This window comes from Bacteroides caecigallinarum, from assembly GCF_016902295.1.
Classification (GTDB): Bacteria; Bacteroidota; Bacteroidia; order Bacteroidales; family Bacteroidaceae; genus Phocaeicola; species Phocaeicola caecigallinarum_A.
This window is the reverse complement of record NZ_JACJLQ010000041.1, coordinates 1-26706: the sequence shown is the minus strand read 5'-3', so window position 1 is coordinate 26706 and position 26706 is coordinate 1. Positions and strand designations below refer to the sequence as shown.

General features: G+C 40.0%; 22 protein-coding genes, 1 rRNA gene and 1 pseudogene. 17 read left to right on the top strand and 7 right to left on the bottom strand.

What is annotated here, in order from left to right:
- The first annotated feature begins 168 nt into the window (after positions 1-168).
- The 16 genes from H6A27_RS12100 (at position 169) to H6A27_RS12025 (ending at position 18358) form a co-directional block, all read left to right on the top strand.
- A complete protein-coding gene (locus tag H6A27_RS12100; protein ID WP_204508853.1) occupies positions 169-2130 on the top strand; it encodes a DNA cytosine methyltransferase in 1962 nt (653 codons plus the stop codon).
- 564 nt (positions 2131-2694) lie between these two features.
- Positions 2695-3987 (top strand): methionine adenosyltransferase, encoded by a 1293-nt coding sequence (metK, locus tag H6A27_RS12095; RefSeq protein WP_204404861.1) that lies wholly within the window; start codon positions 2695-2697, stop codon positions 3985-3987.
- A gap of 127 nt (positions 3988-4114) precedes the next feature.
- Entirely contained in the window at positions 4115-4702 is a 588-nt protein-coding gene (locus H6A27_RS12090; protein WP_204404860.1) for an LOG family protein, read from the top strand.
- 21 nt (positions 4703-4723) lie between these two features.
- The gene (locus H6A27_RS12085) at positions 4724-5506 is read left to right on the top strand and encodes a DUF4271 domain-containing protein (RefSeq protein ID WP_204404859.1); all 783 of its coding nucleotides are present in this window, start codon (positions 4724-4726) and stop codon (positions 5504-5506) included.
- Positions 5507-5510: 4 nt separating this feature from the next.
- Positions 5511-6257: a uroporphyrinogen-III synthase gene (locus H6A27_RS12080; protein WP_204404858.1), complete on the top strand. Its 747-nt coding sequence runs from the start codon at positions 5511-5513 to the stop codon at positions 6255-6257.
- A gap of 105 nt (positions 6258-6362) precedes the next feature.
- On the top strand, positions 6363-6761 hold the full coding sequence (locus H6A27_RS12075) for a ribonuclease P protein component (RefSeq protein ID WP_204508852.1): 399 nt from the start codon (positions 6363-6365) through the stop codon (positions 6759-6761).
- A 2-nt stretch (positions 6762-6763) separates the two neighbouring features.
- Positions 6764-6994, top strand: a complete 231-nt coding sequence (gene yidD, locus H6A27_RS12070) for a membrane protein insertion efficiency factor YidD (protein WP_239469672.1) — start codon at positions 6764-6766, stop codon at positions 6992-6994.
- A gap of 18 nt (positions 6995-7012) precedes the next feature.
- Positions 7013-7657, top strand: coding sequence for a TatD family hydrolase (locus H6A27_RS12065; protein WP_204508851.1), 645 nt, complete (start codon positions 7013-7015; stop codon positions 7655-7657).
- 82 nt (positions 7658-7739) lie between these two features.
- Entirely contained in the window at positions 7740-9032 is a 1293-nt protein-coding gene (tyrS, locus tag H6A27_RS12060) for a tyrosine--tRNA ligase (protein ID WP_204508850.1), read from the top strand.
- Positions 9033-9360: 328 nt separating this feature from the next.
- On the top strand, positions 9361-10365 hold the full coding sequence (locus tag H6A27_RS12055) for a hypothetical protein (RefSeq protein ID WP_204508849.1): 1005 nt from the start codon (positions 9361-9363) through the stop codon (positions 10363-10365).
- Between the two features lie 72 nt (positions 10366-10437).
- Positions 10438-11487 carry a phosphate ABC transporter substrate-binding protein PstS gene (gene pstS / locus H6A27_RS12050; protein WP_204508848.1) on the top strand — a complete coding sequence of 350 codons (1050 nt, stop codon included), beginning with the start codon at positions 10438-10440 and terminating at the stop codon, positions 11485-11487.
- 89 nt (positions 11488-11576) lie between these two features.
- Positions 11577-12434, top strand: coding sequence for a phosphate ABC transporter permease subunit PstC (pstC, locus tag H6A27_RS12045; RefSeq protein WP_154044992.1), 858 nt, complete (start codon positions 11577-11579; stop codon positions 12432-12434).
- Between the two features lie 21 nt (positions 12435-12455).
- Positions 12456-13328 (top strand): phosphate ABC transporter permease PstA, encoded by an 873-nt coding sequence (pstA, locus tag H6A27_RS12040; RefSeq protein ID WP_204404851.1) that lies wholly within the window; start codon positions 12456-12458, stop codon positions 13326-13328.
- Positions 13316-14086: a phosphate ABC transporter ATP-binding protein PstB gene (pstB, locus tag H6A27_RS12035; protein WP_204404850.1), complete on the top strand. Its 771-nt coding sequence runs from the start codon at positions 13316-13318 to the stop codon at positions 14084-14086. The genes pstA and pstB overlap by 13 nt, the downstream gene beginning before the upstream one ends.
- A gap of 255 nt (positions 14087-14341) precedes the next feature.
- Positions 14342-17662 carry a protein O-mannosyl-transferase family gene (locus tag H6A27_RS12030; RefSeq protein WP_204508847.1) on the top strand — a complete coding sequence of 1107 codons (3321 nt, stop codon included), beginning with the start codon at positions 14342-14344 and terminating at the stop codon, positions 17660-17662.
- Between the two features lie 81 nt (positions 17663-17743).
- On the top strand, positions 17744-18358 hold the full coding sequence (locus H6A27_RS12025) for a polysaccharide deacetylase family protein (RefSeq protein ID WP_204508846.1): 615 nt from the start codon (positions 17744-17746) through the stop codon (positions 18356-18358).
- A 74-nt stretch (positions 18359-18432) separates the two neighbouring features.
- Here the strand turns inward: H6A27_RS12025 and H6A27_RS12020 are convergent, their stop codons facing one another.
- The 5 genes and pseudogenes from H6A27_RS12020 to H6A27_RS12000 all read right to left on the bottom strand — a co-directional run bounded on the left by H6A27_RS12020 (position 18433) and on the right by H6A27_RS12000 (position 23998).
- Positions 18433-19659, bottom strand: a complete 1227-nt coding sequence (locus tag H6A27_RS12020; protein ID WP_204508845.1) for a DUF4861 domain-containing protein — start codon at positions 19657-19659, stop codon at positions 18433-18435.
- 109 nt (positions 19660-19768) lie between these two features.
- A pseudogene (locus H6A27_RS12015) lies at positions 19769-20563 on the bottom strand (gluconate 5-dehydrogenase).
- Between the two features lie 143 nt (positions 20564-20706).
- Positions 20707-22104, bottom strand: coding sequence for a D-alanyl-D-alanine carboxypeptidase/D-alanyl-D-alanine endopeptidase (gene dacB / locus H6A27_RS12010; protein ID WP_420867861.1), 1398 nt, complete (start codon positions 22102-22104; stop codon positions 20707-20709).
- A 102-nt stretch (positions 22105-22206) separates the two neighbouring features.
- Positions 22207-23550: a dihydrolipoyl dehydrogenase gene (gene lpdA / locus H6A27_RS12005; RefSeq protein ID WP_204508843.1), complete on the bottom strand. Its 1344-nt coding sequence runs from the start codon at positions 23548-23550 to the stop codon at positions 22207-22209.
- 25 nt (positions 23551-23575) lie between these two features.
- Positions 23576-23998: a PH domain-containing protein gene (locus H6A27_RS12000; protein ID WP_204404843.1), complete on the bottom strand. Its 423-nt coding sequence runs from the start codon at positions 23996-23998 to the stop codon at positions 23576-23578.
- Positions 23999-24188: 190 nt separating this feature from the next.
- Between H6A27_RS12000 and nadB the strand changes: the two genes are divergently transcribed.
- Positions 24189-25772, top strand: a complete 1584-nt coding sequence (gene nadB / locus H6A27_RS11995; protein ID WP_204508842.1) for an L-aspartate oxidase — start codon at positions 24189-24191, stop codon at positions 25770-25772.
- A gap of 48 nt (positions 25773-25820) precedes the next feature.
- On the opposite strand, the gene H6A27_RS11990 is transcribed toward nadB, so the two are convergent.
- Positions 25821-26465 (bottom strand): MarC family protein, encoded by a 645-nt coding sequence (locus tag H6A27_RS11990; RefSeq protein ID WP_204404841.1) that lies wholly within the window; start codon positions 26463-26465, stop codon positions 25821-25823.
- 153 nt (positions 26466-26618) lie between these two features.
- Positions 26619-26706: ribosomal RNA gene (rrf, locus tag H6A27_RS11985) — 5S ribosomal RNA — on the bottom strand; the annotation flags it as partial.

Genomic DNA, 26706 nt, shown 5'->3' with positions numbered 1-26706 from the left:
TTATTGTAAATTAATAGTTTGATCACTTCTAATTTACTAATAATCAGCGATAAGCACAACCTTTTATACATATTTATTTTATCAATTTAATTCCGCCAACGGGTTATAAAGAATACCTTGGTATTGAACCTCCTGAAGGATTTGACGTTGATATATTAAGATAAATTCATGGCTAATTTTTCATTTATAGATCTTTTCGCTGGTATTGGTGGATTTAGACTTGCACTTGAAAGTGTAGGTGGTACTTGTATTGGCTTTAGCGAAATTGCTCCAGATGCCATTAATACATATTGTAAAAATTTCAGAGAGAATGAGAGTGCTAATTGGGGAGATATTACCAAGCTAAAGACTCTTCCTGAACATGATTTGATGACTGCTGGTGTTCCTTGTCAAAGTTGGTCTATTGCCGGTAAAAACCTAGGATTTGACGACGACCGTGGACAATTATGGAATGATACACTATATCTTCTTAATAAAGTACGACCTAAAGCTTTTATCTTTGAAAATGTAAAAGGTTTGGCTGACCCAAGAAATGCAAAAGCACTTGAGTATATTCTCGAAAGAATAAAGCAAGCAGGCTATCATGCAAAAATAAATGTACTGAACGCATATGACTACGGAGTTCCTCAAACAAGAGTTCGTATTTATATAATTGGTTTTAAAGAGAAAAAATATCTAGACAAATTCGTTCTTGCTCCAGCAACTCCAGGATGTATCCAATTAAGTGATGTCCTTGACGGTTGTAATACACAAGAGTATCGTCAATTAAATGATAACAATGCGCGCTGGAGCCTTTCTTGTAACGAGAAAGGTTTCAATGATTATTTCTTGTTCAATGATTTGCGTAATGGTAATACGACGATACATTCATGGGATATACAAGAAACAACAAAACGAGAGAAAAATATTTGTTACCTTTTGCTGAAAAATCGCAGAAAAGACAAATACGGTAAACTTGATGGTAATCCACTGAACCTTTATCACTTTCAAGAGCTAGATCCAAGCATTAAGAAAGAAGAGTTAGAAGTTCTTGTGAAGAAAGGTATACTTAAACGAGTATCTTATCTATATGAAGTGTGTCAAGTCAATGATAATTTATCTAATGATGCACAATGGATATTAGCTCAAGCCCAAAACGGTGTCATTAACTTTGATACATTGAAATCGAGTAAGGAACTTAAAAAACGTAAACTCAATGCACAAGATGCGTTATTTGCACTTCAAACAATTGGGGCTGTTAAATGCATTGAACAACGATATGATTTTAAGAACACAAAAATCAGCACAGGGTTAAATGGAATTAATCGTATTTTCTTACCGACTTGCAAAATTTATCCAACCCTAGTTGCAAGTGATACAAATGACTATGTAACAACAGAAAATATTAATGCAGAGAATATTGAAGATTTTCGCGCAAGGTTTATGGAAACTGTCTACAGAACAGGTAATTACAGACAGATTTCAAAACAGGAAGCATGTCGTATTCAGGGATTTCCATCTGATTTTCTTCTACCCCCAACACGTACACGTTGGATGAAGTTAATTGGAAACAGCGTCGCAGTACCTGTTGTTAAGATGCTTGCCAATGCCATAATAAATACAGGCGTTTTTGAAGGACAAGCTGAAATTACTGTCAAGAAGAGAGCCAAAGCCATCAATTTAGACCTGTTCTCTCTATTCGAAGAATATGGAGAGAATCCTATAACTGAAAATTTCATTGTCCAAGATAACAGTAATGACAACTATAATAAAATGAGACCTAAACAAGCTGCAATTGAAGAAGAAAAGAACGTTTTGATTTCTCTTGTTAAGAAAGATAATGAAAAAGAATTTCTTGAAAAATCAGCAAAGGTCTACTATACAGGAAAGAAATTTCCAACAACTGTCGCACTCAATAAACTCTATTATTTCATGCCATACATTAAAGGAAAAGGTGTGAAAGACTTATGGTTGATTAAGATTGCCAGACTTGGTTTTCGCAAAGAAGGGACCTCTCAAGAAGACAAAGATGATATACGATTGGTGTTTGAAATAGAATATGTCGGACAAATATTCGATGACTATAAACCTATAGAATTAAAGATTTGGAGGACTTTTACTGATTCAAAAATATGTGAAATCCTTAAATAATTAGAGCAAAAATGTTTCAATCTACAATAAAAGGAATTATCCATTTCGAGGATTTATCATCTCAGCAATTTGAAGACTTATATCGTAATATACTCCTTGCTTCTAATGATTTCCGAGATATAAAGCCTCATGGAATCAAAAGTAGAGATGATGGTGTGGACATTATTTGTACCGAAAAGAAAACCGAATTAATTTTTATTTAGTGTAAAAAATACAAAAGTCTATGTCTCGCTGAATTGAAGAAAATAGCAGATTGTATAATAGAAGGGAATAATGATTATTAGGGTAATGTTATATCAGTGGTTGCAGCGTGTGATATTAGTAAAATTTATAAGTTTTCTCCCGTGCATCTGACACTTTCCAAGGCCGAGTATGTTAAAATAATATGCATTTTGTAATTATTCCAATTAATATGCGTATCTTTGCGGCGAGAAATAAAAGTGGAAAGATTTGAGTAGCTTGCAACCACGGAAAAAAATGCTAAAACACATATTTGATTTTCTTCCCCTACTCTGTCCGTACACGGATAATTACAATCACTAATTTTTTAATTTAAAACGTAAAATGGGATATTTATTCACATCCGAATCTGTGTCTGAAGGACACCCCGACAAAGTAGCCGATCAAATATCGGATGCTGTGCTTGACAAACTGTTGGCTTATGACCCCAGTTCTAAAGTAGCTTGCGAAACATTGGTAACTACCGGACAGGTGGTACTGGCAGGAGAAGTGAAAACCAATGCGTACATCGACTTGCAGCGTGTAGCCAGAGAGGTTATCAACAAGATTGGCTATACAAAGAGCGAGTATATGTTTGAAGGAAACTCATGCGGAGTACTTTCTGCAATCCACGAACAGAGTGCAGACATCAACCGCGGAGTGGAACGCGAAGAACCAATGGACCAGGGTGCCGGCGACCAGGGTATGATGTTCGGTTACGCTACAAACGAAACTGAAAACTACATGCCTCTTTCGCTCGACCTTGCTCACAAGATACTTAGAGTACTTGCCGACATCCGTCGCGAAGGCAAAGTAATGACTTACCTCCGTCCGGACTCAAAAAGCCAGGTTACTATCGAATATGATGACGACCGCCGTCCTGTAAGAATTGACACTATCGTGGTTTCTACACAGCACGATGAGTTCGTTGCTCCGGCAGATTCTTCTAAGGAAGCCCAGTTGAAGGCTGACGAGGAAATGCTTGCCAAAATCCGCAAGGACATTATCGAAGTGCTGATGCCAAGAGTGATAGCTGAGATACACAACCCTGCTGTATTGGCTCTGTTCAACGACAACATCAAGTATCACGTAAATCCTACAGGCAAGTTCGTTATCGGTGGTCCTCACGGTGATACTGGTCTGACAGGACGTAAGATTATCGTTGACACATACGGTGGAGCCGGCGCACACGGTGGTGGCGCTTTCTCAGGTAAAGACCCAAGTAAGGTTGACCGCAGCGCGGCATACGCGGCACGCCACATCGCAAAGAACCTTGTAGCGGCAGGTATAGCTGACGAGATTTTGGTACAGGTTTCATACGCAATCGGTGTCGCGAAACCTATCAACATCTACGTAAACACTTACGGCAGAAGCAAAGTAGCCATGACTGACGGTGAGATAGCAAAGAAGGTTGACGAGATATTCGACATGAGACCTAAAGCTATCGAACAGCGTCTGAAACTCCGCAACCCTATCTACAGCGAAACTGCGGCCTACGGACACATGGGACGTGAGCCAAAAGTAGTTACAAAGACATTCGAATCTGTTTACGAAGGCAACAAGACTGTTGAAGTTGAATTGTTCACATGGGAAAAACTTGATTATGTGGACAAAGTTAAAGCAGCTTTCGGACTATAATCAGACACTATAATAAATGAAGAATGAAGGGCGCAATATATCTTCATTCTTCATTTTTTATTGATAAGTTATAAAAGTGTTATTCCAAAAGAACCCTAACAAATAACCAACAACTAAAAATAAGAAATTGGAAAATATAAAATCAGTATGCGTTTACTGCGCGTCAAGCACAAAAATAGACGAGGCATATTTCGAAGCGGCAAAACAATTAGGAGAACTGCTCGCTGAAAAAAATATCAGAATAATCAATGGAGCAGGATGCCAGGGGCTTATGGCCGCTGTATCAGATTCCGCTCTCGAAGCTGGAGGAAAAGTAACGGGAGTGATACCTCATTTCATGGTGGAACAAGGATGGAATCACACAGGACTGACACAAACCATCGAAACAGAAACGATGCACGAAAGAAAAAACCTAATGGCAGAAATGAGCGACGCGGTAATAACACTCCCCGGAGGATGCGGTACACTGGAAGAGCTGCTTGAAATAATCACATGGAAACAACTGGGATTATATCTCAAACCAATCGTAATATTAAACATTAACGGATATTTCAACTCGCTCATAGAAATGCTGGAAAAAGCCATAGAACAAAATTTCATGAGACCTGAACATGAAAAGCTATGGGAAATGGCCAACACACCTGAGGAAGCAGTAGAATTATTATTCAAGATACCAATGTGGAATAAAGAATTTCGTAAATTTGCGGCAATATAAGCAATCATACTTACCTGAGACATGAATGAGTGGAAACTAACAAACGACAGTATTGACCTACAGCAAGCAACAACCCATATAACACAGCCTGCCGAAAGCGGCATGGAGGGTGAGCCTATGCCTTATAAAATGCTGTCGGACCATAATGTAATGGCTGCAATAGCTCTTGGTTTTCTACTCATAATAATAGCTCTACAAAATGAGAAGAACGGGGTAATAAGGCTTTTCAAGAACTGTATATCCATATCAACTGACAGAAAAAACCTGTTCGAAGAAAACTATAATTCCACTTCAAATCTCCCTACTGTTTTGCTAAGCACAGTTTCAGGGATAATGGGAGGAATATTGCTCTACCACTACTTTTCATATTCTGCTCCAGACTTCTTCAACAGTGTAAACCACACTGTAATGCTCAGTATTTACGTAGGAATATTTATCATAGCTCTAATATCAAAATGGATTATATATGCTTTTGTCAATTGGATATTCTTCGATAAAGAAAGAAATAACCTGTGGTTAAGAAGCGTTTTCAATATAATTTCAGCATTGGGAGTAGTACTTTTTCCCACTGTTCTCTACATTATCTTTCTTGACTCAGAGTTTCATTTTTCTGCAAAAATCATACTAATTATCATCCTTATAAGTAAAATATTGTTATTTTACAAGTGTTTTAGATACTTTTTCTACAGTTTTCATGGCACTTTACATTTAATTTTGTACTTTTGCACCCTCGAAATAATACCCGACCTTTTTCTGTGGAAAGGTATTGAAATAATTAATAGCGTATTGATCTTAAAAATTTAAAGCATTGAAGATAAAGAAAGTTCTTGTTTCTCAGCCAAAACCTACAACAGAGAAGTCTCCTTATTTTGACATTGCTGAGAAATACGGAGTGAAGATAGATTTTCGCCCGTTTATAAAAGTAGAGAGCCTGACTGCAAAGGAATTCAGACAGCAGAAAGTATCTATTTTGGACCATACAGCTATCGTGTTCACATCACGCCATGCAATAGATCACTTCTTTAATCTTTGTGTGGATTTGCGTGTTACGATACCTGAAACAATGAAGTATTTCTGTACATCAGAAGCTATTGCACTCTATATCCAGAAATACGTCCAATATAGAAAACGAAAAGTTTTCTTTGGCCCAAGCGGAAAATTTGCAGATTTGCTGCCTACAATCATAAAACATAATACAGAAAAGTATTTCATTCCGATGTCGGATGTTCATAACGACGAGGTGAAAGACCTGCTCGACAAGCACAAGATACAACACACCGAAGCAGTTATGTATCGTACTGTAAGCAACGATTTCACACCGGAAGAAAGCTTTGATTACGATATGCTGGTGTTCTTCAGCCCAGCCGGAATACAGTCACTGATGAAGAATTTCCCTGACTTCGAACAGAAGGACATCGCGATAGGATGTTTTGGTCCTACTACTGCAAAGGCAGTTAAAGATGCCGGTTTGCGTCTTGACCTTGAAGCTCCTTCACCAGCTGCGCCATCAATGCCTGCGGCACTTGATTCTTTCATACGCGAGCATAATAAGTAAATAAAAATAAATATCATCCATGGCCGGAGGTTTTGTATCGGGAAAGTTTTTAACTTTGCGGTGCGGAACCTCCGGTATTATTTTTTTTACTATAAAACAACAGATATGAGCGAGAAAAAAATATTCACATTACAGAAGGAAGAAAGACTGAACAGCAAGATAATAATCGAAAAGCTGTTTTCCGGCGGAAGCAAGTCTCTACCCGCATTCCCGCTCAGAATTGTTTATATGCCTGTAGAAGAAGAAGAATGGCTCCCTACAATTTCTCTGCTTATCAGCGTTCCGAAAAAGAAGTTCAAAAGAGCTGTAAAAAGAAACAGAGTAAAAAGACAGATAAGGGAAGCATACAGAAAAAACAAATTCATATTGAAAGATGTACTTGAAAAAGAAGGTAAGAAAGCTGCCATAGCTTTTATATGGATAGGTAATGAACTACACGATTCGGCCGAAATTGAAAGCAAAGTTATCAAGCTGTTACAGCTTACGGTGGAAAAACTTGTCTGAAAATGAGAATAATAAAGCTGATACTTACATATATCCTACTTCTACCGATATACTTCTACAGAAATTGCATATCGCCTTTCACACCTCCGTCATGCAGGTTTACCCCAACATGTTCGCAATATGCCGTCGAGGCAATAAAAAAACATGGCCCGATAAAAGGGCTCTATCTTGCCATTAAAAGAATTCTGCGTTGCCATCCATGGGGAGGCTCCGGATATGACCCGGTACCATAATCATCAACATTATATCTTATGATTACAGATATCCATTCACACACTGTCAGCGCCACAAAGGAAGATGCCATAACAAGTTTTTGTATGAAAGACAAGGATACTGACGATTTTATATCAGCAAAATATATATCGGCAGGTATTCATCCGTGGTACATTTCTACTGATGATATCAGACTCCAGACTGAATGGGTAGAACAAACAGCCATAAACGACAAACGCGTAGTTGCTATAGGCGAATGCGGTACAGACAAGCTATGCGACACTGATATGAACTTACAGATACGCGCATTACGTAGCTGTATTGATATATCCGAAAAGCTTAATCTCCCACTCATTATACACTCAGTAAAAACATCGGGCGAAATAATAAGATTAAGAAAAACATTAAACCCTAAACAGACATGGATTATACATGGCTTTCGCGGGAAACCGGAACAAGTCATGCAATACATCCGAAACGGTTTCTATCTGTCATTCGGCAAACTATACAATACAGAATCGCTTAAGGCAACACCTCCTGACAAACTACTATTCGAAACAGACGAAAGTCACATAAACATAAATGATATAGTTAAAGATGCGGCAAAATCACTTGACATTTCGTACGATAAACTATACAGCATTGCATCAGAAAATGCTAAACGTCTCTTTTTTAATAGATAAAAATTGCTTATTCAGATAAAGTGTCGTAATTTTGCCATCAACGAACTAAAAAATATATATGTTAAACTAAGAATTTCATTCGATGAACTTTGTAGAAGAATTAAGATGGCGCGGAATGGTACACACCATGATGCCAGGCACAGAAGAACTACTTGAAAAAGAAATGGTAACAGCTTACCTCGGTATTGACCCTACTGCTGACTCATTGCACATTGGTCACTTATGCGGCGTTATGATGTTAAGACATTTCCAACGCTGCGGTCACAAGCCGTTGGCTCTTGTAGGTGGTGCTACAGGTATGATTGGAGACCCGTCCGGAAAATCACAGGAACGTAACCTGTTGGACGAAGAGACATTGCGCCATAATCAGGAGTGTATCAAGAAGCAATTGGGCAAATTCCTCGATTTCGAATCGGACGCCCCAAACAAGGCAGAACTGGTAAACAACTATGACTGGATGAAAGACTTCTCATTCCTCGACTTTGCACGTACAGTAGGAAAGCATATCACCGTAAACTACATGATGGCAAAAGATTCTGTACAGAAACGTCTTAACGGGGAAGCACGCGACGGACTTTCATTCACTGAATTTACTTATCAGCTGCTGCAAGGATATGACTTCCTGCATCTGTATGAAACCAAGAACTGTAAACTTCAGTTGGGCGGTTCCGACCAGTGGGGTAACATCACTACAGGAGCCGAACTGATACGCCGTACTAACGGTGGCGAGGTTTACGCACTTACATGTCCGCTTATCACAAAAGCCGACGGAGGTAAGTTCGGTAAGACAGAATCAGGAAATATATGGCTGGACCCACGATATACATCTCCATATAAATTCTATCAGTTCTGGCTCAATGTCAGCGATGAAGACGCCAAGAAATATATCAAGATTTTCACCTCAATATCAAAAGAAGAAATTGAAGCTCTGACAGCGGAGCACGATGCAGCTCCTCACTTGCGCGTTCTCCAGAAACGTCTTGCCAAGGAAGTTACTATCATGGTTCACTCTGAGGAAGACTATAATGCGGCTGTCGAAGCATCAGGAATCCTGTTCGGAAATGCAACTTCCGAAGCTTTGAAGAAACTTGACGAAGACACTCTTCTTTCTGTATTCGAAGGTGTTCCACAGTTCGAGGTCGCTAAAACCGACATCGAAGCCGGAATAAAGGCAGTTGACCTGTTTGCTGAGAAGACAGCTATCTTCCCTTCAAAAGGTGAAATGAGAAAGCTGGTTCAAGGCGGTGGCGTTTCTTTGAACAAAGAGAAACTTGCTGCATTCGACCAGACTATCACAGCAGAAGATTTGCTTGATGGCAAATATCTTCTCGTACAGCGTGGAAAGAAGAACTATTATCTGATTATTGCAAAATAAATACACACAATAATTATACATTAAAGACCGTAGGACAATCAGTTTCTGCGGTCTTTATTTTTTTATCACACCTCTTTTGTCATCTTATATCAAATACTTCAATGAAAAATCGCTTATTCCTAATATCATATTATACACTTGCCACAATTAAAGCCATATTTCGTGTAACATCTTTGTAATATATGCTACATTTGTGTTTAACAAACTAATTATTAGATATATACATTTAAGGGATAAAATCAGATTAATATTAATGTTAAGCGATTGTAACATGTTTGTAACACCAAACTGTCATTTTTGCGTCGTGAAAATTAAGCAAGCTATAAACATGAGAAAGATTTTACTAAGTGTGATGTTGGCACTTGCAATACCAACAATAACATTTGCAAAAGAAAAAAAGGAGGAGAAAAAAGGAAGTGCAATCATTACCATCTATTCTGATTTGCATTCAGGATTCGGAACTGTGAACAACGACAGAGGTTTTAACTTGGACAGAGCTTACATTGGCTACCAGTATAAATTACCTCACAATCTCTTGATAAAGGCGGTTATGGACTTCGACCAGTCAGACGACGTTGACGACATACAGAGAGTAGGCTTTATCAAAAACGCAATGGTTTCATGGAAACACGAAGGACTGACATTGAACGGAGGTTTGATAAGCACCACACAATTCAAGACTCAGGAAGATTTCTGGGGCAAACGCTACGTTATGAAATCATTCCAGGATGAATATAAATTCGGTAGCAGCGCCGACCTCGCTGTATCTGCAGCATACAAATTTTGCGATATCTTTTCTGCCGACGTAATAGTAGCAAATGGTGAAGGCTACAAAAAAGTACAGGTGGACGACGGTCTCCAGTACGGTGCCGGCTTGACACTCACTCCGGTAAAAGGATTTATGGTACGTGCATACGGTTCGTACAACGAAGCCGGACAGAGCATAAAAGATGCAGCACAGAACAAAGACGATATAAAAGGAACTACAAACCTCGCATTCTTCGCAGGATATAAAAACTCGGCATTCTCTCTTGGAGCAGAATACAACTGGATGAAGAACACCAAGTTTGCCAATGGCAACGACAAGAGTGGTGCTTCTGTTTACACAACAATAAACCTTACAAAGAAAATCAACATATACGGACGCTGGGACTATCTCACATCAAAAGACTCATGGGACAGCGCTAAAGACGGAATGGCCGGTATGGCTGGTGTAGAATTCAAGTTGGGAAAATATGTAAAGCTATCTCCTAACTTCAGAATATGGGCACCTAAGGCAGACGGAACGAAGAACCTTACATACGCATACTTAAACGCTTCTTTCGCTCTCTAATAAGAAATATTCAGACAGTGTCCGAACAATAATTAAACAACTATAAAACAACAGAATATTAATTTTTAAGGTATGAAAAAGATTTATTTATCACTCATTGCAGGTGTGTTTGCAGCAATAGTTTCTTCTTGCGGCGGACAGAAATCAAACGGAGTAGAACTTACAGGTGCCGGAGCAACATTCCCACTTCCTTTCTACACTATGTCATTTGACTCTTACGGAACAACAGGCAACAATAAAGTATCATACGGAGGTATCGGCAGTGGCGGCGGTGTCCGTAACCTTAAAGACGGTATCGTAGACTTTGCTGGTAGCGACGCATTCCTTTCAGACAAGGAAATGAGCGAAATGAAACCGGTGGTACACATCCCGACTTGTATGGGTGCCGTGGTATTGGCATACAACCTTCCTGAAGTTACAGCCTTGAACCTTTCAGGTGATGTGATAGCTGACATCTTCGCCGGTAAAATCACAAAATGGAACGACGAACGTCTTCAGAAATTGAACCCTGACACAAAACTCCCTGAAAAGGATATTATCCCTGCATACCGTTCAGACGGTAGTGGTACAACTTTCGTATTCACTGACTATTTGAGCAAAGTAAGCGAAGACTGGAAAAACAACTTCGGCAGCGGCAAGACAGTTGACTTCAAAGTTGGTCAGGCAGCCAAAGGTAACCCTGGCGTAGCAGGTATCATCCGTCAGACTCCATACTCAATCGGTTATATCGGTTCTGAATATGCCTTCGCGCAGAAAATACCATACGCAAGCGTTATGAATGTACGTGGCGAACTCGTTACTCCATCTACAGAAAGTATCTCTGCAGCTGCAGCAGGCGAAATTCCACAGGACACTCGTTGCTCAATCACAAATGCAGACGCTGCAGGAGCATATCCTATCAGCTGTTTCACTTGGTTGATTATCTATAAGGAACAGAACTATTCAGACCGTACTATCGAACAGGCTAAAGCTACTCTTGACATGCTTCAGTACATGTTGAGTGCTGATGTTCAGAAAACTACTGAAACTGTACACTACGCTCCACTGCCACAGAGCGCAATCGAAAAGAGCCTCCAGAACTTGAAAGAAGTTACTTTCGACGGACAGGCTATCCTAAAATAAAATAATTAAGTTTTGAAAACAAGTTGGCAAGGCAATATGCCATGCCAACTTTGTAAACTTATTAAAGCCTAACTAAAAAACAAATCAACATGCAAGACAAGATATTCAGGGCATTACTCATAATATCGGCAATAATAATACCGGTTATCGGTGTTGGAATTGTATTCTCTTTGGTGAATGATGCTTCAGGAGCATTCAAGGAATTCGGTTTCTGGAATTTCATTTTCTCTGACGATTGGGTAACTACAGCCGGAAAAGAGAAATACGGTGCGCTGCCGTTCATAACAGGTACACTTCTCACCACACTGCTTGCACTGCTCATGTGTATTCCATTCTCGCTTCCTGTAGCACTATTTACCGGCGAATATTTCAAGGGAAAGAAAATAGCAACCATATTGAGTACCGTAGTAGATTTGCTTGCAGGTATCCCGTCTATCATATATGGTCTATGGGGATTCTATGCCCTTCGTAGTGTATTTATGCATCTTAACCTTTCTCCGCAGGGTTCTGGTATTCTTACAGCGGCATTCGTACTGGCCATAATGATTGTACCGTACGCTGCATCACTGAGTGCAGAGTTCATCAAGATGGTTCCTTCCGACCTGAAAGAAGGAGCATACGCAATGGGAGCCACACGTGCCGAAGTAATCCGCAGAGTAGTATTCCCTATGGCAGGTTCAGGTATATTCTCGGCATATATCCTTGCCATCGGACGCGCATTGGGCGAGACAATGACAGTGACAATGCTTATCGGTAACACAAACCAGATGCCTGAGACACTGAGAACTACAGGAAACACCATGGCAAGTATCATTGCCAACCAGTTTGGTGAAGCTGACGGATTGAAACTTTCATCACTCATCGCAATCGGATTGCTTTTGTTCCTCATTACAGCAATAATAAACATGATAGGAAAGATATTGATACGTCGCGCCCAGCACGTATAACAATTCATCAATCAGAAGAATATGATAGTAAAAGACAATAAACTACAGATACGAAAATTCAAGAACGGACTCCTGTTCTGGACCGTATGCATACTTTCCGGTCTGACAGCGATACCGTTGCTTGCCATCCTCGGAGAAGTGTTCATAAAAGGTTGGGAACAGTTGGGATGGTCATTTATCACAGAAGCCACACCGAACGCTTATAAGGCAATGCAGGCAATGGAAGCAGGCGAAACAATACCGGGAGGTATAGCCAACGGTATAGTGGGAACTTTCCTTATGCTGTTCCTTGCCGCGATAGTAGCCATTCCTGTAGGAATATTCTGCGGTATCTGCCTTTCGGAATACAGAGGCAACTGGTTTGCAACAATAGTAAGTTATCTTACCGACCTTCTTCAGGGTACACCTTCAATTATCATAGGTATTATCACATATATATGGGTTGTAGTTCCGATGAAAGGATATTCGGCATTTGCCGGAAGTGTTGCACTGTTCATCATGATGCTTCCACTCATCATCCGTTCCACAGAAGAGACAATGAAAATTCTTCCGGAAACACTCAAGGAAGCAGGTCTTGCACTTGGGGGAAGCTACTGGAGAGTAATGCTTCAGGTCATGGTTCCATCGGCATTCGGAAGTATATTCACAGGTATCCTGCTTGCCATCTCGCGTGTGGTCGGCGAAACAGCACCACTCATGTTTACAGCACTTGGAGGCGCAGCAATAAGCTGGAATATGGCACGCCCGATGTCGGCAGTACCATTGCTTATCTGGGAATTCTTCAACGACCCTAACCTCCAAAGCCTCATCTGGGGAGCATCGTTATTCCTGCTCACCTTCGTATTATGTTTAAATTTATTAGCTAAAAGAATTGCAAAGAAATGGAAAGTATAAAAGATCCTATCCTACAAATACAGAATGTATCAATATCATATACAGGAAATATTCTTGCGGTAAAGAATGTAAGTGCCGATGTTGAGAAAAATACCATCACAGCCATTATGGGACCTTCCGGCTGCGGTAAAAGTACATTGCTGCGTGCAGTAAACCGTATGCACGAACTTTACAAGAATATCAGCGTAACGGGTAAGATATTACTGAATGGTGAAAACGTACTCGAGATGGACCCTACGGAAGAACGTCGCCGCATAGGTATGGTGTTCCAGCGTCCTAACCCCTTCCCTACAATGAATATTTATGATAATGTACTTGCCGGATATATCCTTAACGGAATAAAACTTCCTAAAAGCAAGAAAGACGAAATAGTGGAACGCAATCTGCGAAACGTAATGCTTTGGGATGAAGTGAAAGATTCGCTCACAAAGCGCGGTACATTCCTCTCCGGAGGTCAGCAGCAGCGTCTGTGCATCGCACGCTCGCTTGCGCTACAGCCTGACATTCTCCTGATGGACGAACCGACTTCTGCCCTCGACCCTATCGCGACAAAGCACATCGAGGAACTTCTTATCGAACTGAAGAAGGAAGTGACTATCCTTATCGTGACACACAATATGTCGCAGGCTAAACGTATCTCGGACCGCTCGATGTTCATGTTCCTCGGCGAGCTTATAGAATACGACGAGACACAGAAAATGTTTACTAATCCCGAAGACGAACGCACTCGCGCATATCTGACCGGTAAAATGGGATAAACTATATTTTTCGCCTTAAAAACATAATAAAAAAAACACGGCCGCATTTAAAGTAAAACACGGCCGTGTTTTACTTTAAATGCGGCCATATTTTTTTCAAATGTATCAACGCTACATTATATAAAGAAACTTTAAGATTGTCATACTGTTATCATTATCAATTCTTTATTATCTTTGCGCTTGTTTTTTACGATAATAACAGAACCAATGGTCAACGAAGTTAACCAACGGTCAATGAAATTAAATATATAATTCATGAAACAGTACAACAAGATTAACAACCTGGTTGGATGGCTTGCATTCGCAATCGCAGCTTTCACATACTGCATAACTATTGAGCCTACAGCCAGTTTCTGGGACTGCCCGGAATTTATCACCACCGGTTACAAACTGGAAGTAGGTCATCCGCCAGGCGCACCATTCTTCATGCTTACAGCAAACTTATTCAGCCAATTCGCTTCCGACCCTTCACAAGTTGCGCTTATGGTTAATATCATGAGCGCGCTGATGAGTGCGGCATGTATCCTTTTCCTTTTCTGGAGTATCACTCATCTGACAAAGAAGCTGATATGCCCGAACACAGAGGAAATGACAACAGGCAAACTTATCACCATCATGGGTTCCGGTCTTGTAGGCGCTCTGGCATATACATGGAGCGATACATTCTGGTTCAGTGCGGTAGAAGGCGAGGTTTATGCTTATTCAAGTTTGTTCACAGCTTTGGTTTTCTGGCTTATACTGAAATGGGAAAACCGTGCGGACGAACCTCACAGTGACCGTTGGCTGATATTAATCGCTTATCTTACAGGACTTTCCATAGGTGTACACTTGCTTAACCTGCTGTGTATTCCTGCCATTGTACTGGTTTACTACTACAAGAAGAATCCTAACGCTAACCTGAAGGGAAGCCTTTTGGCTCTATGCGGTTCAATGGTTATCATTGCAGCTGTGCTTTACGGTATCGTACCGGGTATCGTGAAAGTGGGAGGATGGTTCGAACTGTTGTTTGTAAACAGTCTCGGTATGCCTTTCAACACAGGTCTTATTGTCTATATCATAATAATGGCCGCATCACTAATATGGGGTGTTTATGAGAGTTATAAGGCTAAAAACCGCAAGATGATGAATATCTCGTTCCTGCTCACATTAGGACTTCTTGGTATTCCTTTCTACGGACATGGATGGAGCAGTGTAGTGATAGGTATCATAGTACTTGGTATTCTGGCTGCTTATCTGTTTGCCGACCTTAGCGAGAAATATCGTGTAAGCGCACGCACACTGAATACTTCACTGCTGGCTCTGATGATGATTGTAGTGGGATATTCTTCGTATGCCGTAATCGTAATACGTTCGTCGGCAAATACCCCTATGGACCAGAACTCACCAGAGGATATCTTTACCTTAGGCGAATACCTGGGACGCGAACAGTATGGTTCAAGACCTTTGTTCTACGGACAGACATACGCTTCCAAACCGGCATTGAAACAGGTTGACGGGGGGTGTGTATATGATGTAGTCGAAGGCGCTCCGGTTTACCAGCGTAAGGAAAAGGAAACTCCTGACGAAAAAGACAGCTACGAGGTAGTACGTCACAGGACTGAATACAAATATGCACAGAACATGCTCTTCCCGCGTATGTATAGCGATGCGCATGCTCAGGCATACGAATCATGGGTTGGAGGAATAAAAGGCAAACAGGTGCCATACGACCAGTGTGGGGAAATGATTATGGTAAAGATTCCTACACAATGGGAAAACATAAAGTTCTTCTTTATATATCAGGTGAACTATATGTACTGGAGATACTTCATGTGGAACTTTGCAGGACGACAGAACGACATTCAGGGTCAGGGCGAAATTGAACACGGTAACTGGATTACGGGTATTCAGTTCATTGACAATATGCTTGTAGGCGACCAGACATTCCTGCCTGACAGTCTGAAAAACAATAAGGGACACAACGTGTTCTACTGTCTGCCTCTGATATTGGGACTTATAGGTCTGTTCTGGCAGGCATATAAGGGCGACAAGGGTATTCAGCAGTTCTGGATTGTATTCTTCCTGTTCTTCATGACAGGTCTTGCCATTGTGCTTTATCTGAACCAGACTCCGTTACAGCCTCGCGAACGTGACTATGCATACGCCGGATCGTTCTATGCTTTTGCAATATGGATTGGCCTTGGTGTGGCCGGTATCACTGAATATCTGCGCAAGAAGATGAACGAGACTACTGCCGCATCCATCACAGCTATGGTATGTCTGCTGATACCTCTGCAGATGGTTAGCCAGACTTGGGACGACCACGACCGTAGCGGACGTTACACTTGCCGCGACTTCGGACAGAACTATCTGAAGACTGTTCAGGAAGAGGGTTGCCCTATCATATTCACTAACGGCGACAATGATACCTTCCCATTGTGGTATAATCAGGAGACTGAAGGTTTCCGTACAGACGTACGTGTATGTAACCTCAGCTATCTGCAAACAGACTGGTATATCGACCAGATGAAGCGTCCTGCATACGACTCTCCTTCTGTGCCTATCAACTGGGAGCGTATAGACTACGTTTCGGGACATAACGAGGCTGTATATGTACGCCCTGAGGCAATGCAGACTATAAATAACTATTATAAGCAAAATCCAGAGGAAGCTAAAGCTGAGTTCGGAGACAATCCGTACGAGCTGAAGAACATTCTTGAATATTGGGTGAAAAACTCAAAAGACGGATTGCAGATGATTCCTACAGACAGTATAGTAATCAAACTGGACAAGGAAGCGATCAAACGCTCGGGAATGCTTACACCAGACTCTATTCCTGACTACATGCACTTGTCGCTGAAAGGCAAGAGAGTATTGTATAAGAGCGAGCTGATGATGCTCGAGATGCTTGCCAACACCAACTGGGAAAGACCGCTATACATGGCTATCACTGTAGGCTCGGACAATCATCTGAACCTGACAAACAACTTCCTTCAGGAAGGTCTTGCTTACAGAATAACTCCTTTCGACAACAAGAAGTTGGGCAGAACTATAGACAGCGAAAAGATGTACGACAATCTGATGAACAAATTCAAGTTCGGAGGTATAGAAAATCCTGATATATATCTGGACGAGACGGTGTTACGTATGTGCGATACACACAGACGTATGTTCGTACAGCTCAGTACCCAACTAATAAAGGAAGGCAAGAAAGACAAGGCTATAAAGGCGCTTGATTATTGCGAAAAGGTTATTCCTAGTACAACTGTAAGACATGACTATATCTACAGCGGTTCTAAGGAAATGGCTGACAACTATATAACATTGGGCGAATATAAGAAAGCAGAAAACATTCTTGACCAGATAGCAAACGACAATGTACAGTACATTGCATGGTATTTAAGCCTTGACGACTCACGCTTTGCACTGTCATACGAGAATTGTCTGCGCAATATCTACTGCCTGGACGAGATATGCAAGAGTCTGGAAAGAATAAAGGACGACAAGACTGGAGAAGTATGCCAGACTGCCGTACATTATAACCAGAAATTCCAGGAACTTTATTCACTACTTGAGACAAGAGTAGGGAAGAACTAAATAAATGAGTTTTTGAGTTCCTAAGTTTGTGAGTTTGTTATTATGAAACTTAAAAACTAAAAAACTTATAAACTTAAAAATATGTTTATAGAACAACCCCCACAATTTATAAGATGTCTTTATCCATCCGCTATTTGGCGAATGGATAAAGATGTGAAGGCTGTATATCTGACATTCGATGACGGACCTATACCGGGAGTAACCCCATGGGTGCTTGATGTTCTCGACAAATACGGCATAAAGGCTACATTCTTTATGGTGGGCGATAACATAAGAAAACATCCTGATGAGTTTCGTATGGTAGTGGAAAGGGGACACAGAATAGGCAATCACACCTTCAACCATATACGCGGATTAAACTACGAAATAAACTCGTATCTTGAAAACACGGACAAGGCATGCAGGATGATGATGAACACAAATCTGTTCAGACCGCCACATGGATATATGAGTCCGAAACAGTACGCCGAACTGAAAAGAAGGTATAAGATAATAATGTGGGATCTCGTTACACGCGATTATAACCGTAAGTTTAACGGCGAACAGATTCTGCAGAAAGTAAAGAAATATGCCCGGAACGGCTCGATAATAACTTTCCACGATTCTTTGAAATCGGAAGAGAATATCAGATATGCTCTTCCTAAGTCTATAGAATGGCTGATGGAACAGGGATATGAATTTAAGGTTTTCGAATAGAAAAGACAATTAAAGCCATCATTACATTAGTAACGACCATGTGATGATGGCTTTTTATTCATAATGTCATTCCATTATTTCACTGCAACAATCAATGGGTTTCTTACTTTCATTGCATATTCCTCAAGATATGAGTTCCATCTCTCATCATCAAACCCGCATTTGCTCCATGCTGAGCCCCAATAATATTCGAATTCATCACCAGGCTGATATGTATTAATACCCAACACATGACCTATCGCTCCGGAAACAGGTTTATCAAAAAGCTGTACTTTAGCCAACTCAAGCGCATTAGGGAATACAGCACCCATATATATAATACTATTGTCGGATTTCGGCTCTGTAGTAGGATCGGAATATGCAATATATCCTCCCTCCTGATTCATTGAATATCTGTCCGGAAATGCTTCATGCAACACCAGACCTACACCTATAGGATAGTCTTTCTTCAATGATGTATAGCTTACGGTAGTCCTGTTCAGGTGTGAGCCTTTGTCAAGCTGAATCAAACGGGTTTCTACCACTGTTGTATCACCATCAATTGTCAGAGGATTATATTCAAGTTTTACGGTAAATCTGAGAGGACCATTATCAAGTATCTCAAAGTTTCTGTAACAATAAGGATATACTATTGCAGAATCGGGCATCAAGGCAGCTGTACCACCACCAAGTGTAGGACCTACGGCATAACAGTCCATTCCGTTGCCATGGTCGATATGATATGATATGGCATTTGCCAGACTGTCTGCCTCCGCCTTCTTACCTTCCTCACGAAGTTGTTTTATCATAGCCCTTGTATCTGGGTCTAAATCCATTGCATAACGGTCTTCAACTACCAGTTCTGAAACACTCTTTGTAAATACATCATATCCGTATGCCTTCTCTCCTGTCTGCTGCAAAGCAGGACCATACGCACGATATGCGGCCTTATCGTTTTCCCAAGCAATGTCATCAAGCCTTTCCGGATACTGACGGCCGTAAACCAATGTATTTATATGCGAAGGCTGTCCCTTTATAATATTATATGATGTAGTCGCCTCGGATTTCACAGTAACAGGAAATATAATCTTGTTATCAGCCGTTAGCTGATAAGGAACCTCGGCATTATTCTCGTCTGTTATCACGAATTCTTCAGTTTCGTCAAGTTTCAGTTTTCCCAATATATCGTCTGCTGAAACTTCTACAATTTCTTCCACACGGTCTATTTTCAATGGATTTGACACTGATACCGTTACGCCTTTTTCCTGTGTACAAGAAGCCATTAGCGCAATAACCGCAGCAGACATAAATAGCTTTTTCATACTTAATTTATAAGATTATTCTTAAAGGTTTATACAAAAAAAGTCCTACCGGAAAAATAATATTCCAGCAGGACCCGATATAATATTATTCTCTATTGGTGGCCATTAATTATTTAGGCTGTTTACCAATGTATGCCAATATACCACCGTCAACGTACAATACGTGACCATTTACAAAGTTAGAAGCATCTGAAGCCAAGAATACTGCCGGACCTGCCAAGTCTTCCGGATTACCCCAACGTGCGGCAGGAGTCTTAGCTATAATGAATGCGTCGAATGGATGACGTGAGCCATCTGCCTGACGTTCGCGAAGAGGAGCAGTCTGAGGAGTAGCGATGTAACCCGGGCCGATACCGTTACACTGGATATTGAATTCGCCATATTCAGAAGCGATGTTGCGGGTAAGCATCTTAAGACCACCCTTAGCCGCAGCGTATGCTGAAACTGTTTCACGACCAAGTTCACTCATCATAGAACAGATATTGATAATCTTTCCGTGACCTTTCTTGATCATACTTGGAATAACTGCCTTAGAAACAATGAACGGAGCGTTAAGGTCAACATCAATTACCTGACGGAATTCTGCTGCTGACATTTCAGTCATAGGGATACGCTTGATGATACCTGCATTATTTACCAATATATCTATAACGCCTACTTCTTTTTCAATCTGGGCTACCAAAGCATTAACTGCTTCTTCGTTAGTCACATCGCATACATAGCCTTTAGCCTCTATACCAAGTTACTTATAAGCAGCGATACCTTTATCTACCAATTCCTGTTTGATATCGTTGAAAACAATTTTTGCACCAGCCTGAGCAAATGCAGAAGCAATTGCAAATCCGATACCGTAAGATGCGCCTGTTACAAGAGCGACTTTACCTTCAAGTGAAAAGTTTACCATAAATAATACAATTAATAAATTCTGTTTAATAAATCAACTTCACAAAAGTAATAAAATATTTCCGTTATCGCACACAAAATCATTCAATACGTAAAAAATAACATATTTTTATGTGTATAGGAAAATGTTTACTTTTATTCACACTATTCAAATGAAGCTAATATGCTACAAATCTCATCTTGGAATTTTCTGGCGGCAACATATCTAAGCACGTTCTGATTTATGATTACAAACGCAATAGTATGTTTGGATGGTGAAGTGACATATCCCGCCAACGAACAAACACCAGTCAAAGTACCGGTTTTAGCCCTTACATTCCTGAATGTTTTTCCTTTACCCATCCTGTGTTTCAAGGTCCCGTCAATACCTGCTATAGGAAGACTATCGTAGAAAGGATGAAATACCGAAGGCGAATGGAACGCATATTTAAGATATTCCATAATGAGTTCAGGAGATACATAATTATAGTCGGATACCCCACAACCATCTACTATTCTGAATTTTCTGTTATCAAAACCAATATCGGTTCTCATAAACTTATATATTGCCTCCTGACCATCTTTATGACTCAGATATTTCTTACCATTGAGTATCTCACGTGTGGCATGAAAAAACAGAGACTCGGCTGAAAGATTATCACTTTTTTTCAACGCACGTTTCAGTACCTCGTCAATATCCCTGCTGACAGTTATTATTCCTTTCGTATTTTCCGGTACTTCACCAAACGTTACACTATCTCTTGGTATAAATATACCATTCTCTTGAAGCTGATAACGCAATGAGTGCATAAAGAAACCTTTTGTATCAAAAATATTCATTGATACTCCAGCCTTATGTCTTGCATTGCCGGTTATAGTTATTGTATTATCGTTATACAACCAATTTCGTGTAGCAGTTAAGTTGCCACCAGACAAAGATGTAGTGTTGTTTACGGTATAGAAATCGGACTCAGGCATTATTTCAACCTTCGCTTTATCACCTCCGGAAGGAGATATGCTTATGTTTACACATCCTCTGTTAAGCATTAGAGGTGATAGATAAGGTTGAAAAGTTTCAGGTGTGTCATCCCAAGCCCATCCGGGTCCCCAATATACGGAATCCATCATTGAAACATCCCCTATAATACGTCCTTTCACACTATGAATTCCCATGTTGGATATAGCTTTAATCATAGAATCCATATCATCAGGCATAAACTCAGAATCAAAATCTCCCTTTACATATATGTTTCCATATAGTGTATCTGCTTCAATATATCCTGAATATGATAATCTGGTATTCATCTGATAATCCTTTCCTAATACGGACAAGGCTGTAACGGAAGTAATCACTTTCTCAACTGATGCAGGTCTGTAGAGTTTTTCTGCCTGATAACGGTAGAGCTCTTTCTTGGCAGTCAAATCATATATCAGGACACCGACCTCTGAGGTCTTAAGAAATGAAGATTTGTGAACAAGCGAATCTATTCTGTCAGAAATATTCTGTGCATTCAATGAGAGATAAAATGAAAACAAAAGAAATAATACGTTAGCCCTTAAAATAGTTTTTGTCATGATTATTCTGTTTATACATTAATTTAAAAACGGTTTTTAAATGCCTAACGAACTGCACTTAAAAACCGTCAACAAATTTAATCAGAAAAATCAGAATTCCCTAAATATTTCACCAACAGTAGGATGAGGAAAGACATATTTCTTGAACTCTTCTATTTTTTTTCCTTCTTCTATCATCATACCGGCTATTACAATCAACTCGGATGCAGGATTACCCAATATATGCGCACCTATTATTCTATCATGGACGTCAGTTACTATCTTGCACACACCATTCACTCCCTCATTTTCTGCCACGAACCTTCCGGCGTATGCCATAGGAAGTTTCACCACTTTATACTCAAGTCCTGACTGCGAAGCCATATCTTCGGTTATACCAACAGATGCGATTTCCGGATTTGTATATACAACGCCTGGGATAGCTTTGTAACTCATTTTATCGGCTACTCCACATATATTATGAACAGCAACCTCAGCCTCACGCACAGCTGTATGCGCCAACATGGAAAATCCTGTCAGATCGCCACATGCATACACACCATCTACCGATGTTCTCATGTCCGTATCCACTACGAGCCTGTGCTGCGGTGTAAATTCAAGAGACAGGTTTTCCAGCCCATAACCATCTGTTGATGCGCGACGACCTGCGCTAACCAACAGCTTATTTGCTTCTACAGTACCTCCATCATCCCCATTCTGATACTTAACAGATATTTCTCCAGATTCTCCATTACATATTTCGGTCACTTTGGCATCAAGAATAAAGTTTATACCTTTTTTGGAATATTCTGCCCTAAGAAGAGATGCAAGTTCTTTATCCAAGCCTCCAAGTATCTCCGGAGTCATCTCTATAACTGTTACTTTTGTTCCAAGACTGCAAAAATAAGAGGCAAATTCCATTCCAATAACTCCTCCACCTATTACTACAAGACTTTCAGGCAGTTCCTTGCAGTCTAATGCTTCCTTATGTGTCCAATAGTCAACATTCTCTATTCCTTTAATAGGGGGAATAAAGGTATTACCGCCAGTACATAATATCAGGTTTTCACATTTATAAACTTCATCTCCACATTTTATTGTGTTCTTGTCCTGAATATAAGCCTCACCCGATACTACAGTCACACCGGCCTCATTCATTTTGTTCTTTATTCCCAAAACAAGCTTACGCACGACCTTTTGTTTTCGGCTTACTATTTTTGTGATATCGAATGACAGATTTTCTGCTTTTACAGCATATTTTGAAGCATTTTTAGCCACGTCAAAAACTTTAGCAGAGTATAATAGTGTCTTTGTGGGAATACATCCCTCATTTAGGCAAACACCGCCTAAAGAGTTCTTCTCAAACAAAATGACACTCAAACCAGCCTTACCGGCAGCTTCGGCAGCAGAGTAACCGGCAGGTCCTCCGCCAATTATTGCTAATTGATAATCCATAGTATCTGTAGATATAAAGTTATTGTTATTCTATGATTATAAGTTTTTCGTTCATAGATTTCAGTTTTGAAATAAAGGCCTCTCTGTTGCGAGGTGATATATGAACTTTTATGGTTTTATTATTACCATTATATTTTATCTCAAGACGGTAAAAAGACAGTGCTGGAGCCCAGAATACCATTGAACGCACCAAACGTATTGATTCTATCTGGTCAATGCGCAAAAGGAAACTTTTTACAAAACGTCCTGTCTCAATTTTTAATGTACCTGCATCTGTTATCACGTATTGGGTATGTATAAGCATCTCTATCTCATATATCACCAGTACAGCCATTATAAGAGCCAACAAAATATCGTGCATCCAGAAAAAATAGAAAAGAAGTAACGATGTGACTGATATTAGAATCCAATACCACCAACCTACTTCAGTCTTAAACGTTCTATCCATATAATTGAAAGTTTATTTACGTATCTGTAATTTTTTGTGAAGATAAAAATTTATTTGGTAATAAACCACTAAAACAGAATTTCTTTATCTGTTTTTATGATTTATTTCAATGAAATTTTTTATAAAATAAAATGATATTGGGACTATGTTATAACTTTTTAGTAGCTTTGCAATATAGATACAAATTATTATGGTTAGAAAGTTCGATTTTCTCGTTATCGGCTCTGGTATTGCCGGAATGAGTTTTGCGCTTAAAGTAGCGCATAAAGGTTCTGTTGCATTAATTTGCAAGGCCGGAATGGAAGAAGCCAACACTTATTTTGCACAAGGTGGTATTGCTTCTGTAACGAATCTCAAAGTTGATAACTTTGAAAAACATATCCACGACACAATGGTTGCCGGCGATTGGATAAGCGACCCTGCTGCTGTAGAAAAAGTCATTACAAACGCCCCAAAGCAGATTGAGGAACTCATTAAATGGGGAGTTGACTTCGACAAAAAAGAGAATGGAGAATTCGACCTGCATAAAGAAGGCGGACATTCTGAATTCAGAATTCTTCATCATAAAGACAATACAGGGGCTGAAATTCAAACCAGCCTGATTGAAGCTGTCAAGCAGCATCCTAATATTACAATATTCTCAAACTTCTATGCTGTAGAACTCATCACTCAGCATCATCTTGGCATAATCGTCACACGCCATACTCCAGGAATAAAATGTTTCGGAGCTTATATCCTGAACGAAGAGACAGGAGAGGTAGATACTTTCCTTTCTAAAGTTACAGTTATGGCTACTGGAGGATGTGAAGCTGTGTATAGACACACGACTAACCCACTTGTTGCGACAGGTGACGGTATAGCAATGGTTTACCGTGCCAAAGGTGTAGTAAAAGATATGGAGTTCATCCAGTTCCATCCAACAGCACTGTTCCATCCTGGAGACCGTCCAAGCTTCCTTATAACTGAAGCTATGCGAGGATACGGTGGCGTACTAAGGAATCTTGCAGGCGAAGAATTCATGCAAAAATATGACCCACGTCTGTCATTGGCGCCTCGAGACATTGTTGCACGCGCAATAGATAGCGAAATGAAACAACGTGGAGAAGACCATGTGTATCTCGATGTTACTCATAAAGATCCTGAAGAAACTAAGAAACATTTCCCTAACATCTACAAAAAGTGTCTTAGTCTCGGAATTGATATTACAAAAGACTATATACCTGTTGCTCCTGCAGCACACTATCTATGCGGGGGTATCAAGGTTGATCTTGATGGACAGTCAAGCATACGACGCTTATATGCCATTGGTGAATGTTCATGCACAGGGCTACATGGCGGAAACCGTCTTGCTTCAAATTCTCTTATTGAAGCTATCGTTTATGCTGACGCGGCAGCTAAACATGCAATGAGCGTCATTGACAGATATGAGTTCAATGAAGATATTCCAGAATGGAATGACGAAGGTACTATCAGTACGGAGGAAAGGGTCCTGATTACTCAAAGTATGAACGAAGTAAACCAAATTATGGAGTCATACGTTGGTATAGTACGAAGCAACCGGCGTTTGGTTAGAGCATGGAACAGATTGGACATCCTGTACGAAGAAACAGAAAGATTATTCAAAAGCGTCAAGGCTTCACGTGAAATTTGTGAGCTTAGAAACATGATTAATGTAGGATACCTTATAACTCGTCAGGCAATGGAAAGAAAAGAGAGCCGAGGATTACACTATACTATTGACTATCCAAAACATTCGGACGAACTTAACAAATAATTAATAAACAAAAGACCGTTCCTTAGTGATGATTGGAACGGTCTTTGTTTATAATGAAGGATTATGTATTATATCAGATAAAATAGGTTTTACACCACCTACGAAACATTCTACTGCAATAACCATCAGTATCAATCCCATAAGTCGCATCATAACGTTATTTCCGGTTTCTCCCATAACCTTTACTAAACGAGTTGATAATCTCAAAATAATATACGTCAGTATATATACTATTGCTATTACAACAACAAGAGTAACTTTAAACTCCCATGTATCTGCATCATCCATCAAAATTATACCATTTGCTATAGCTCCAGGACCACACAGCATCGGAATAGATAATGGAGTAATGGATATATCATTGGCATACGCCTTTATTTCCTCATCTTTTAGCTTTGTATTCGTATATCTCGCTTGAAGCATATCATAACCTATCTTAAGAATAATAATGCCTGCAGCTATCCTAAAACCGTTTGTTGATATACCAAAGAATTTGAAAAGGAACTGACCGCAGAACGTAAATCCCATAAGTATCAAAAAAGAGATGATAGTAGCACGCTTTACAATATGTCTCCTTTCACTTTCATCCAACCCTTTAGTCATCGTCAAAAATACCGGCATAGTTCCTAAGGGATTAGTTAAGGTAAAAAATGATGTAAAACACAATAAAGCATAAGGAAGTACTGTTTCCATAATAAATACGTTTTATATTACCAATACAAATATATCAGATTTTTATATAACACAAAAACATAATATATTGTTTTGATATTGACAAAAGCTATAATCTAAAAGTATATAACAACGAAAAAGCCCCGAAGCGATGCTTCAGGGCTCTCCTCTATAAAACGGCGACTACCTACTCTCCCACTTGTACGCAGTACCATCGGCGTGACGAAGCTTAACTTCTCTGTTCGGAATGGGAAGAGGTGGA